General features: G+C 35.6%; 8 protein-coding genes. 4 read left to right on the top strand and 4 right to left on the bottom strand.

What is annotated here, in order from left to right; all coding sequences use genetic code 11:
* Window positions 1–146: 146 nt before the first annotated feature.
* Genes TYM08_RS00120 through TYM08_RS00110 form a run of 3 tightly spaced genes read right to left on the bottom strand, consistent with a single transcriptional unit; the run spans window position 147 to window position 8,366 of the window.
* Entirely contained in the window at window positions 147–671 is a 525-nt protein-coding gene (locus tag TYM08_RS00120) for a YfiR family protein (protein ID WP_422380939.1), read from the bottom strand.
* Window positions 668–6,850, bottom strand: a complete 6,183-nt coding sequence (locus TYM08_RS00115; RefSeq protein ID WP_422380938.1) for a filamentous hemagglutinin N-terminal domain-containing protein — start codon at window positions 6,848–6,850, stop codon at window positions 668–670. Before TYM08_RS00115 ends, TYM08_RS00120 begins: the two co-directional genes overlap by 4 nt.
* The gene (locus TYM08_RS00110) at window positions 6,834–8,366 is read right to left on the bottom strand and encodes a hypothetical protein (RefSeq protein ID WP_422380937.1); all 1,533 of its coding nucleotides are present in this window, start codon (window positions 8,364–8,366) and stop codon (window positions 6,834–6,836) included. Before TYM08_RS00110 ends, TYM08_RS00115 begins: the two co-directional genes overlap by 17 nt.
* 374 nt (window positions 8,367–8,740) lie before the next feature.
* Between TYM08_RS00110 and TYM08_RS00105 the strand changes: the two genes are divergently transcribed.
* The 4 genes from TYM08_RS00105 to TYM08_RS00090 all read left to right on the top strand — a co-directional run bounded on the left by TYM08_RS00105 (window position 8,741) and on the right by TYM08_RS00090 (window position 12,968).
* On the top strand, window positions 8,741–10,018 hold the full coding sequence (locus TYM08_RS00105) for a diguanylate cyclase domain-containing protein (protein ID WP_422380936.1): 1,278 nt from the start codon (window positions 8,741–8,743) through the stop codon (window positions 10,016–10,018).
* A gap of 95 nt (window positions 10,019–10,113) precedes the next feature.
* The gene (locus TYM08_RS00100) at window positions 10,114–11,013 is read left to right on the top strand and encodes an ABC transporter ATP-binding protein (protein WP_422380935.1); all 900 of its coding nucleotides are present in this window, start codon (window positions 10,114–10,116) and stop codon (window positions 11,011–11,013) included.
* Complete coding sequence (locus tag TYM08_RS00095; protein ID WP_422380934.1) at window positions 11,006–12,016, top strand: ABC transporter permease; 1,011 nt, start codon at window positions 11,006–11,008, stop codon at window positions 12,014–12,016. Before TYM08_RS00100 ends, TYM08_RS00095 begins: the two co-directional genes overlap by 8 nt.
* Window positions 12,017–12,266: 250 nt before the next feature.
* Window positions 12,267–12,968 carry a hypothetical protein gene (locus tag TYM08_RS00090; RefSeq protein ID WP_422380933.1) on the top strand — a complete coding sequence of 234 codons (702 nt, stop codon included), beginning with the start codon at window positions 12,267–12,269 and terminating at the stop codon, window positions 12,966–12,968.
* Here the strand turns inward: TYM08_RS00090 and TYM08_RS00085 are convergent.
* Window positions 12,965–13,147 carry a hypothetical protein gene (locus TYM08_RS00085; RefSeq protein ID WP_422380932.1) on the bottom strand — a complete coding sequence of 61 codons (183 nt, stop codon included), beginning with the start codon at window positions 13,145–13,147 and terminating at the stop codon, window positions 12,965–12,967. The genes TYM08_RS00090 and TYM08_RS00085 overlap by 4 nt on opposite strands.
* Window positions 13,148–13,179: the final 32 nt, after the last annotated feature.

The raw sequence follows: 13,179 nt of genomic DNA, 5'->3' as shown, positions 1-13,179 counted from the left end.
AACCTTATGTATTAAAAATATAGTAAGGTTTATTGCTTGATTAGAATAAGACATCCTTGTCTTTAAATTTGTTTTTGATTTATATATTTTTAGTAATTTTAAATTTATTTTATAGTTGAATAATTATTTTATAGTTGAATAATTATTTATTGATTAATAATTCTAGCAAGTTCTAACAAATCAGAGCTCATGCTTAATCCGTTTTTTTGCGCTTTTTGTAAATTAATTTCGAACTTTCTTTGATCACTTGTACGTAAAATATTTAAAATTCCACCTTGTTGAACGAATTCGTCAACATTACCCACACTTAAAACAAAATTGTGATTTAAATTTTTGAAAAACGAATTTAAGTTTTTTGCTTGATCAATGCCCACATATAAAATATGACATCCTGATTCAATATCTTTACGTTCATCAGTAATGATAAATTGTAACTTTCGATCCCTTACAGGTACACCTTCAAAAAATATCATGTCTCCAGAAAAAGGCACATTCCCGTAAAGGCATATTTTTAAATTCGCATTTTTACTTGTAAAGGCAGAATCTGGCCATTGTACAAAATTTGAAAAATTATAGATAAACATCGCTTTCATTCGTTCATCCACAGGAGCAACTGCTTGGGCATACTGTAACGAAAATAATACACTTAAAATAACGACAAAATGTTTCATTGGTTTGGTAACTCCCCGCCAATTAATAATCGACCTAAAAAGGTTTTAACTGCTTTTTCTTTTTTGCATTGTTTTTCTTTATCGTCACATTGTTCAAACTGTGCATCTAATGATTTTTCTAATTTACTTACTCTTACTTCATTTGTTTTTTCAACCACTTCTTGGGATTCATCTATATCTTTGTTCGGCTGAGTTAACACACCCTCTACTAAATCTTGGATGATATCAATATCTGGAATGGAAATTTCAGGAATAACTGCCTCAGTATATTCAATCACAAAATCGTCTAAATTACTTGGCACTCCACCTGATACTGTAATATTTAATACCTCACTGTTTTCAACAATAAAATCAATTTGAGTATCATTGACATCAACCAAAGAATTACCGGCATCAATATTGACGGTATCTGCATCAGAATTATTGGATACTATTTGAGTAATATAAATATCATCCCCCGCATTCCAATTTAAAATTCCATCATTTACTTCCACTTTACTGCCATCTGATTGAATGATGTCATTAATTGCATCAACATCAATTGCTGCCAAAATCAAATCATCTGTAAACGTAACATTATTGAAGCCGTCGATATCAAGTTGGCTTTGATCTACCACTGATCCAACATTTAAATCGGCAGTATTATTATTGTTGATTTCAATATTGTCAGCACCAATATTTTCGACCGAAACATCTGATGTATTTTGGATCTGTAATGTTAAATCACCGTTAATAAGTATAATATCATCAAGGTTAACCGCACCTGAAGGGTTTAATATATTTAAGGTTAAATCTGAGTTTCCGGTTATTAACGAATCTTTTGAAAAATCATTTACATTAATAACAACATCATTACTAATAGTTATCTCACTTGAATCTTGACTAGTATGTATAAATTCATTCGCCGTTATATTTGCCCCAAGTTGCGATGACAGTGTGTCAATATCAAGATTACCATTTAAATTAATCTCTCCATTCATAATGGTATTTGCAAAATCATTTAATGTTAAATTATTGGCATCTATTTGACCTGAAATTATGACAGAGTCATTTAAAGTTGATGTGATTTGATCCTGTGCACTAATTGTTATATCACCTGCAGTGATCGCACCATTTAAATTTGCGTGACCTATACTTTCAGCGTTTGAATCAATATTTATTATTACATTCCCAGTACCAATAGAAACTTCTTCCAATGTTAGTACTTCATTAATATTTAAAGTAATATTTGAATTATTTGAAGACACCAAATTATCCATTGTTAAATTGCTTGCATCGATTTGAATGTTATTAATAATATTAATTTGCTCCGATGAATACAAAGCATCGTTTGCAACATTCATATCTGCCTTTAAATTTAGACTACCAAATTGTGTAATCGATAAATCATTAGCATTAATATTAGAGTTTTGATTAAAAATATCCGTTGGTACATTCATTGAATTTTCATGCGCTACAAAACTCACAATATTTGCATCAATTTGGCCATCTAAATTAACTGTTGATGCTCTTGTGCCTGTATTATCTATATTTACATTCAAGTTACCCAGATCTAAATTCACATTATTTAGATCCAAATCTTTATCAACGATCAAAGTTAAATTTGAATCATTAGAGGTAGTAATATTACTTAATTCCATAATTTCTGAAGTCAGTATCACATCTTCAGTAATAATCAGATTAGCATCAAGTAAATCTAAATTCGTTACAGAAGTAATATCAGCACCAATGTCAATATCTGTAAACCCTGTCACTGATAAATCATTAACCTGTATATTTCCATCTATTATTAAATGATCATTATTTGCTAAAGCATTTAAATTTTGCGCCTCAATTAATAAAGAATTTGCATCGACACTACCTTGTAAATGTAAAGTGCTTTCAATTAACGCATTAGGATCCAAATCAATAGTTAGATCCCCCGCGCCAATATTCACATTACTTAATATAATGTCACCCAAGCTATTGATTTGAACCGAAGAATCATTAACCGAAGTTATGTCACCCACAATAACGGACGCGCCATCAATAATTGTATTATTTGAAATGGATACTGCTGAATTATTTAATGCAATATCTCCTGAGACAATCAAATCATTTTGTAAATCGATATTTAATATATCATTCACTGTTATTTGATTAGCTGAAATTGCCCCTGCAAATAAAACAGAGTCATTTACTGTTCCAGAAGTAACTGAGTGAGAATCAATCAAGATACTTCCAGCTGTAATTGCGCCATTCATATCAAAATTGGAAACCGATAATGCATCTTTATCTAAGTGTACCTCTATATTACCAGTGCCCAAATTAATCATCGAAGCCGACACATCACCAGTTGCATTTAGAATTAAGTTTGAATCATTATTGGAAACGACATTTATTAATTCAATATTATTAGCTGTAATACTTGAGTCCGCGTCAACCTCTACCTGTCCAGAATTTATAATAAAATCGGAGGCTAGAGTAATATCGTTTTGCAAAGATAAGACATTATTAAATGTCATATCCAATCCCGCCAAATTTAAAGCTTCTAAAATATCAATATTATTAAAATTCGTTATCGATATTTGACTGCCGTCAGTTATTGAATTTAAAAATAAGTCTCCCGTATTATTATTACTAAGATTAATATTCGTTGCGCCCACTTGATCTAACGTTAATCCAAAATTATCAACTGCAATAGTTAAGTCAGCTCCCGTCACTTCAATATTTTCCAATGTGACATCCGCCGTTGGATTTTGAATATTGATTTCTAAATCGTTTGAGCTTTGTATTCCAGTATTAATAATTAAATCATCCACCGTAATAATGGAATCACTTATTATTTGGATATTATTTCGATCTGCAATTACTGGATCCAAACTGGATATGCTTAATTCACTTGCTTGAATATCTCCATCAAATGAAAAATCAAACGCATCAAATTCAATATCACCTATAATTATCAAATCACCTCTTAACTCTAAAGATTCAAAATTGGTCACACTTAAAGAATTAGCGGTTATTGTACTATTTGCAATAAAATAATCATCTGGCGTCGTTGCAGACATTCCATGTGATTCAATAATGACAGCACCTGCTGTAATACCGTTACGTAAATGTACTTTGTTATTTATATATCCAGCATTTTGATCAAGGTTAATAGTCAGGTTTGCAGTACCAATACTCACAACACCTAAATCCATACTTGAGCCGCCAATAAATACCAAATCATCTGATCCATAAATTCCCGCATTTTGAGTATCTATATTATTTACAGCGGTAAAGGTTGATTGACTCCCCAAACCTACAAACGTACTTACCGATAGAAGAATATCATCTGCAGAAGTCAAATCATCGTTCAGACTTAAACCACCTGTTGATATCAAATTTAAATCATTACTTGTCGTTGTAACTTGACCGAAAATATTGACCTGACTAGCATTAACATCTAATCCATTAACTGTATTTCCCAATGATTGAAACGAAACAGCTTGAGTTCCATCACCTATTACAAAATTTGAGGTATGCGTGACATTATTGAAAGTATATTGCGAGGCATTTTGCATGACAACATTTTGAGCCGCCCAACTATTGATAGTTGCATTGTCAAATATCAAATCATGTGCACCCAAAGATGAACCCACCCCTACAGATTTAGTGTTATCGATATTTGATAAAGTTAAATCACCATTGGTAATATTAATATTAGTTAATGTTGTATTTTCATTTATATTAAAAGTGATATCACCATTATTTGAATCAAAGTCTGTAACAGAAATTAAATCTCCGGTTTGATCAGTATCAAATAAAACAATCAAATTTGTGTTATTTGAGTCTAAATTTGTACTTGTAAAATTTTCGGTAGTTTCTAACTTTATTGTCGAACTTGATAAAGCTAATTTATCGTAATTGGTTTGATTAAAATTGAGTGCACCGCCAACAAATGTATTACCAAATGAATAATCGACCTGACCATATAAATGCAATTCATTAACATTAGTTACATCAGCCCAATCAATTAGTAAACTTGTTGACGCTGCTGTATTTATTGTAAAGTTATTATTCTGCCCATCTAAACTTGTCGAAATTCCTGACAAGTTTAACGATCCACTGCCGGCATCTAATAAGACATCTGACCCTAAAATTAAATAATCTGTATTTAGATTCAAATTTCCACCTGAAGAAGTAAAATTACCGTTCATGGTATAACGCGCCTCGGATGTTCCTGAGGTCAATAATGGTTGCAATGCATCCCCTGCATTTAAAGTTGAAGTAAATGTTTGTGTACTTAGGTTGATAGCGTCATGACTATTAAGATGAATTTGCACTGCAGCGGTGACTGTTAAATCGCCAACCGTTACATCAACAGATTGCGACCCCACATTTGAGTCATTATTGTCCGATCTAAAAACAATACCGCCACTTGCTACATCAATATCACCCGTTGATATAATCATTCGCCCAACGTTGTCATCCGCTCCATCGTCAATTTGATCGGCTGTGATTAAAATATTACCCGTGCTCAGTTTGTTGATATTTCCTATATCAACACTCACTTCCCCTAGATTTGTCGTGCGGCCTGAGGCTTGGATCTCTAAATCCCCTGACCCCGTTAATTCTATGGTGTCATTTTTATCCAACATCGTGATGTATGCAGAGCCATTGTCTTTGGTGTTATCGGAGTTATTTACATTTAAGGTCACGGTGCCCGTTTGAGCTAATGATAGTGTGTCATCTGACAGGTCATTGATGATGATCGAATGCGTGGCGTATAAGCTGATGTTGGAGGTCGCCGATGCCGCCTCTAAAGCTTGTTCGGAAATAGTGTAAGTGCTCATCGCATCTTCATTGGCCAGCGTTGCGCCGTCGCCACTGATTTGCGCATCGTCTGCCCCGCCTGATCCATCGGTGATGATGATAATATCTGGATCTAACAGTAATGTGCCCCAATTTCCATTTTCTGCTCGAGTGTCAACATGACCATCAAAGTGTAAATTTTGTTTGGCTGAAATTTCTACGAATCCACCATCACCTGATTGACTGCCACCGGTTGCGTATATTTTGCCTGTAAAATGCGTACCTTGTTTTGACCATACGACGGCATCGCCACCATTGCCTTGGTTCTGTGCTGACACATCTAAAATAGAATGCCGATCGATGATCACTTTACTTGCTTGTTTGTCGCTACTTAAATGCATGCCACCGATTTTGATGCTGCCTGGTTTGTGGGTGTTAGCGGCATTAATCTGGCTGTTTTTGATGTGGATGCTGTCGGCATTTAATTCAATACGACTTGATTTAAAGCCTATTTTTGCATCATTTGTTGATAGTGAGTATTTACTTAATATATTAATTTGATCCGCCATGACTTCATTTTGAATCACGATATTATCTGCTTCAAAATGTATCATTTCTCCTTCATTGGAATCCATCAAGCCTGCTGTGCTGGTTCCTTGATGGTTTAACATGGCGTCTAATGCGTCGTTTCGGCTGATCACTTTTAAGTCAATGGAGCCATTTTCTGCGTGCATATTTCCCGATTGATCAATCAACGTGGCTTGATTATTGGTCATTTCATTGGGCAAGGCTAAGTAGGTTAACCCTGTTGGATCCAGCCCATAAAATCCACCTTGGTCGGCAATGGCGGTGATGTCACCAAAGTGATTAATCATGTCACCGGTATTAATAATTTGATTGGCCATTAATAATAAGTGGCCATTTTGCACTTCTATTTTACCTGCATTGAGTATTTGAGCGTGGTCGGATGTGGACTGAAGCAGCCAATTTCCGGACTCGTCTTTGAGTAAATCTGCCGCGGCAATCGTTAGGGAATCGGCTTGAATAAAACTGCCACCGGTGAACACAAACCCCTGTTGATTAATCAATACCACTTGGCCGTTTGCAGTAAGCTCACCCATAATATAACTGGTGTCGCCGCCGACAATATTGTTGATAATTAATGACTGGCTGTCAGGCTGCACAAATTCAACGGTTTCTGCCTGTTCAATATCAAAGGTTTGCCATTCAATGAGCGCCTGGTCTGAGTGCTGGGTGATGGTGGTGAGATTGGCATTTTGAGTAATATTCGCGCTGCCTTCGATCACTTCGCCATGTTCAGGCGCTGCAAAAGCAAGTGATGCGGCCAACCACAGCAACAGAATCACTTTTACCCTGATAAAATTAAAATTGCGTTTCATAGCTCACCCTAAATAACACTTGTCCGGATTGATCCCATCCGTCATCTGGCACGACGATGGGTTGTTCATAACTGGCTTGTAATGAAACATCCTTAAAGCTCACATTAGATTGCACCGATGCGCCTGACAGTTTAATGATCAGTTCGGCATCGTCGGTGGGTTTGCTGTAGCCTAATCCTGCTTGGGCTTTGAAAACTAAATTATAAGTCAGTGCGTTGACATTACCTTGAAGCGCAAACAGCTTAGCGTCCAACAACAACGCTTGCTCGGTACTGCCTTTTGAGGGCTCAAATTGAGTCAAACCACCCTGTCCAGTTAATGAAAATCGCTCGGAACTGTGCATATTTGGGTTCCCCAATTGTCCGCTAAAACCCAAGGCCACATCTTGGTTGCGATACAACCCTTTCGTTAAAGTGTGTCGCCAAGTGCTGTTCATTTTTACCTTGCCCGACCACAGTGCATTTGGCTCTGACGTATCTTGTTTTAAGGTGTAACCTGCAATCCACTGGGTGTCGGCATTCACTTGGCTTTTGTTATTGGGCGATAAAAAACTGGCCGAATAACTCGCTCCAAATTGCAGATAATCACTGGATTTATTTAAACTGGTGATGTTATAAATGCTGCTCAATTCACTTTGGCTGTAGCGAAACCACAGCTGCCTAGAGTTACTTTTTAAGGCACTGGGTTGTAAGTTCCACTGGGCGGCGACTTTGGCAGAAAGATTCGAGCCTTCTAAATCCAAAATTTGCCCAGTGTTATCCAAAGACAACCGCTGGGCGCTGAGGTTAACTTTCCACAGTTGATCAAACTTTTGGTATTTAAGTAAATTCATGTTCAGTGAATAATTATTCGACGCATTACTGACGTGCCCACTAATGCCCAATTGGCTAGGCCTTACCAGCACGTTATAAGCATTGGCGTTAAACAGTAACCGATGTTTGCCTAATGACTCGGCACCAAAATTATCCACACTGGTTTGCAGATTTATCGTTTTGGATGCCTTCACAATCACGTTTAAATTAACCCCGCCATTACTGTCAGCTACGGAATAAAAAGAAAACAACTCAATGCCAGGCCAGTGATTAAACTTTAATAACGTATTGCGCATACGAGGCTCAAACACCACCTTGCCTTTTAAATCCGCAAGGGCATCATTAATTAAATCGCTCCACAACAAATTGGGCACGACAACATTAGTCAAAAGCCCCTCAACCAACACAAGATTACCTTGCACCACCATCACTTGATGAAAACTCAAACCCTGGTCTCGGTAAAACAACGTCAAATCACGAGCCACGTCCGCTAAGACGATCGGTTGTTGACTGACCGCCGCCTTTAATCGCGCCTGCAACATTTCTTTGGTAATGCCAAACTCTGGGTACGCTTTAAACCCAACCACCTGAACCGCAAAAAGCTGAGTACTGGTCAGTAATAGACACAAAACCAACCAACGGCTTAGACGTTTCGCGCAATAAAGTGGTTTCAAAAATTTAGGGTTAACAGTATGTTTTTGCAAATGATCACTCTAAGTTCAATGAAAGATCAGCTCAACTTAATAAACCCGCTGAGGATTTAATAAGTTTGAGAGCTACATAAAATTTGCTTCGCTATTTATCTCACTATTTATCTTACTATTTTAGAAGCTTCTCTTAATTGTAGATCAAAGAATATTGTAAATTTACTTAGTTATGTAACAAGATGTTTTAAACAGACCGACCGCACAAAAATCATGCAGAATATTGCATACACTTGCTTGAATAAATGTACTGTTTCAAAACTTACAACTGTTTACGTAAATTCAAGTTTATTTACATTCAAATTTTGTGAACTAACTTTCCCAAGCTATAGTTAATTAAGAGATCAAAATATTCTATGAAGTTAAGAGGTCACTTGAGAAATTGGTTTAATAATTTAAGTCTACAGCGCAAGGTGGTCACCACTGCCGCTATATTGCTAACTCTGTCGTTAGCGGTGACATCTATTGTCTTTAGTTTTGTAGACCGACATAACAGCCGACTTAATTTTATAGAAAAGTACCAAGCAATTTCCGATGTATTATCCAAACGTTCATCCGCTGCAATTGCTTTTGATGACGCCACTCAAGCAGACCAAAATTTAAAGTCTTTAAAATTTGATACCAATGTACTCTATGCCTGCCTTTACCGTTTTTCTGAAATTGAAGGGTTTGATGCATTAAATAAAATTGTGGCCAAAATTGAGTACCCCAAATATGACTATAAATGTGATATTAGAAATTCACCTGAACGCATCTATTTTCCTCAAACTCAATTATTACGCAGTCATCAGTACATTTATCAAGACGATCAAATTCGCGGTGCATTGATTTTATATGTTGATGTCTCAGAATTAAATCAACGATTTTGGAGCATAATATTTAGCATTCTTGGTATCGGAACAATTGGCGCATTTGTGGCTTACGTTGCGACTTATCGATTATTATCAATGATTACTTCACCAATTTTAGCGCTTAAAGATGTGGTTAATGATGTTAAAGAAAATCGAGATTTCTCCCAACGCGCGTTAAAACGATACAATGATGAGGTGGGCGAATTGGTAGATGGTTTTAACCAAATGCTTTCTCAAATTGAAACTGACCAAAGTCTTTTAGAAGAAATGGCTTATGTTGACGCCTTAACTGAACTGCCCAATCGACGAATGTTTAAAGAGCAGCTAGCTAGAAGTTTTGCTCACTCTCAAGCGTATCACTCAAAGGTTGGAGTAATTTTTATCGATTTAGATAACTTTAAATGGGTCAATGACTCCAAAGGACACGACTCTGGTGACTTATTACTTCAAAGAATTGCCACACGCTTACAAGATGCTACCGGATCTAATGGCGTTGCATGTCGATTAGGTGGCGATGAATTTACAGTTATTGTGGATTCATTTATTCACCCTTTACCCGTTGAAACTGTTGCAAAAAATATTTTAGAACATGTGTCAGGCAATGTTGAATTTGAAACGTTTGATTATAGAATCAGCTTAAGCTTAGGAGTGGCCGAAGGCGATTACTTAACTGACAATCATATTAGCATCATGAAAAAAGCCGATGTTGCGGTATATCACGCAAAAGAATCAGGCAAAGGCAGATACCGTGTGTTTGATGAAAATACAGACAGCCTTGATGACGAAGCTAAACACGCTTAATTCCATATAAAAGTCCCTGCCCAACACACATATAAATTCGCGCTATAAATCCTCAGTTGTTAGAATGGATGTTTTTTCATGTCTAACAATATTTTATGCCTCATTTTCAAGACATCGTGATTCAAATCACCGATTTAAAAAAATCCTTTAAAGGCATCAATGCTGTCGACGGCATTAATTTTAATGTTTTTAAAGGCCAATGCTTTGGTTTATTAGGACCCAATGGTGCAGGTAAAACGACCTGTATTGAAATTCTTGAAGGCATCAGCAAAGCAGACAGTGGCAGTGTTGTGTTTCCTGCACTTCCTAAAAAAATGCATCTTAATCAATATATAGGTATGACGTTTCAGCACACTGCATTACCTGATTTCATTAAAGTCAAAGAAACCTTAGCGCTGTTTTCAAACCTATATCCATCTACACTTGATCAAAACCAAATTATCCAATCTTGCCAGTTAGAAGATATTTTACATCGCGATGTAAAAAAACTCTCCGGCGGCCAACGTCAACGCTTGTTACTTGCTTTAGCATTGATCAATGATCCTGAAGTGATCTTTTTAGATGAGCCAACAACAGGACTTGATCCACATGCCCGACGTGATTTTTGGACATTAATTGAGTCGATCAAACAACTTGGTAAAACTATTATTTTAACCACCCATTACATGGATGAAGCGCATCAATTGTGTGACCAAATTGCCATCATGCATCAAGGTAAAATTATAGAGCAAGGCCAGCCTTTAGAATTGTTGCGTAAACACTTTAATCGTTCAGTATTAAATTTACCCATTGAAGACATCACTGAATTTAAACAATCCCTAGAAAACTACGGCTGGATTTTTCACAAACAAAACGCTGAATTAGAAACAGAAAATTTACCCGAAGCCATTTCATTTTTACTAGAAAACCACATCAATATTGCCCACATCAATATCCAGCAACGTACCTTGGATGATTTGTTTATAAAATTAACGGGAAACTCATTAAATGATTAAGCGTTTTTATTCAGTTTTTGCTGCGCGCAATAAAGAATTTTTTAGAGACCGTTATTCCTTTATGTGGTCATTTTTGTTTCCATTTTTATTAGTGTTTGGATTTGCGTTTATTTTTAAATCTCAAAACGATTTATATCAAGTGGGTGTATTAAGTCAACAAGACGCGTACATCAACAAACCCCTTGTTATGGATTTAAAACATATAAATTTTATTCATTATGACGATCCGTCTTACGCCGAAGATTTAATTCGACGACACCAATTAGATTTATTAATAGACATCGACCAACGCCATTATTGGGTCAACCGAACCTCACCAAAAGGTTACATGATAGAGCGTTTATTATTAGCGGACGATCATGACTACAGTCGAACCAGTGTAGAAGGCACCTATATTCGTTACATCGACTGGGTACTGCCTGGCATCATTGCCATGAGTATCATGTATTCCTGTTTATTTGGAGTGGGTTACGCGATTGTACGTTATCGAAAAAATGGCGTATTAAAACGCTTTCGAGCCACGCCGATTCGATCAGGTGAATTTATTTTGGCACATTTATGTTCGCGTTTATTAGTTGTCATGTTTTCAAGTTGTGTGATTTATTTGGGCACACACTTTATTTTTGAAACATTAATGTTTGGCAAATACTGGCATTTATTTTTAATCTTTTTAGTTGGCGCATTTTGTCTGACAAGTTTTAGCTTACTGATAGCAGCGCGAACAAGATCAGAAGAATTAACAGGCGGACTACTCAATATTTTAGCTTGGCCAATGATGGGTTTGAGTGGCATTTGGTTCACCCTAGAAGGTGCGCCAAAAAGCCTACAAACGTTCAGCGAGTTTTTACCCTTAACTCATATTGTCACAGCCGCACGCAAAGTCAGTAATGAAGGCGCAAGCTTAATGGAAGTACAATCGCATATTTGGTTTTTGTTGATTATGAGTGCTGTGTTTTTAGGGTTGGCTGCTTGGTTGTTTGATTGGGAATCCGATGGTCGTTAAATATATGAAAAAGTTCAAGAAGAGAATAAACTGGCTGAAGGTACTTATCGTATCATCCATCATAGTCGAATCCTTAAGTCTGGCTCTTATTTTTTTTGCACCCGAATCAGTTGAAATAAATCGTATTACAACTGACCCATTTTTTACAAATTTTACATCAACCGATAAAACTAACTCTGTATATTTGAAGAATAATTCATTTTATAACAATTCAGAACATGCTAATCAGTTTTATAAAACTCATCAACTAATGAATGAACATCAATCAAATTTTGATGTTTTTTCTAATTATCTTATGTATTTTAATACATTCTACGATCATTATAATGAAGTTCAAATCAAACAATTGTATTTACCTATTTATACAGTATTGGAAACGATCGAGTTTAAAGAAAAAGACATAAAAGAACTTGGATTAGTTGAATCTACATTACCTAATAATTTCAAACATAATCTTTACTCAAGCTTTTATAGATTGCAGAAAAATAAGCACAATAGGAATATTCAACACACAGTAATAGTCGAAACTTTAAAAAATAGAAAAAACTATTTATACAACAAATACGGCATTTCTTTTAAAGATCACCCATTAATTGATGACTTCTCAGCGTTTGTACAAAACAATTTTAGTACAAATACAACCACAAACTTAAATAACGCTCAAGAGAAATGGCCCAACTCTAAAGTATTTGAAAAAAATATATTAATTCAAAGCATTGAAGTTTCGATTGAATCAAATCAATGGGTAATCGAGTTATTGAAAGAGAAACAAGCTAAATCAACCAATATATTATTGATTAATTTCTTACTTAGCAATGCAGTCGATCATCCAGAAAACAATAACATCGTTTTAGCATTTATTGGCATAAATCAACGATCACCGTATATCACTTTAACAAATAAATATTTAGGATATGATGTGGTAGAACAGTATTTAGAATCTATTAACTAAATGGATTTTTCAATCAACACCAACTTCAAACCATGTTTCATTCTCAAATAGATTGAAACATCCATTTGAGCTTTTTGATTGTCTACCTTTTGAATATCAAACGTTTTTAATATCATACCCAGACACATCATCATTTCAATAACCGCTAAGTTTGAACCAATGTAAAATCGCTCTCCCATTCCAAAACAAACAGACTATCAAGACAGACAGG

The organism is Marinicellulosiphila megalodicopiae, assembly GCF_045862395.1.
Lineage (GTDB): Bacteria > Pseudomonadota > Gammaproteobacteria > Pseudomonadales > Natronospirillaceae > Marinicellulosiphila > Marinicellulosiphila megalodicopiae.
This window is presented reverse-complemented; position numbering and strand designations above follow the sequence as displayed.

What these genes read in the sequence shown, in the direction of transcription:
- TYM08_RS00120 (WP_422380939.1), bottom strand. Translation starts at nt 671, where the DNA reads ATGAAACATTTTGTCGTTATTTTAAGTGTATTATTTTCGTTACAGTAT.
- TYM08_RS00115 (WP_422380938.1), bottom strand. Translation starts at nt 6,850, where the DNA reads ATGAAACGCAATTTTAATTTTATCAGGGTAAAAGTGATTCTGTTGCTG.
- TYM08_RS00100 (WP_422380935.1), top strand. Translation starts at nt 10,114, where the DNA reads ATGCCTCATTTTCAAGACATCGTGATTCAAATCACCGATTTAAAAAAA.
- TYM08_RS00095 (WP_422380934.1), top strand. Translation starts at nt 11,006, where the DNA reads ATGATTAAGCGTTTTTATTCAGTTTTTGCTGCGCGCAATAAAGAATTT.
- TYM08_RS00090 (WP_422380933.1), top strand. Translation starts at nt 12,267, where the DNA reads ATGAATGAACATCAATCAAATTTTGATGTTTTTTCTAATTATCTTATG.
- TYM08_RS00085 (WP_422380932.1), bottom strand. Translation starts at nt 13,147, where the DNA reads ATGGGAGAGCGATTTTACATTGGTTCAAACTTAGCGGTTATTGAAATG.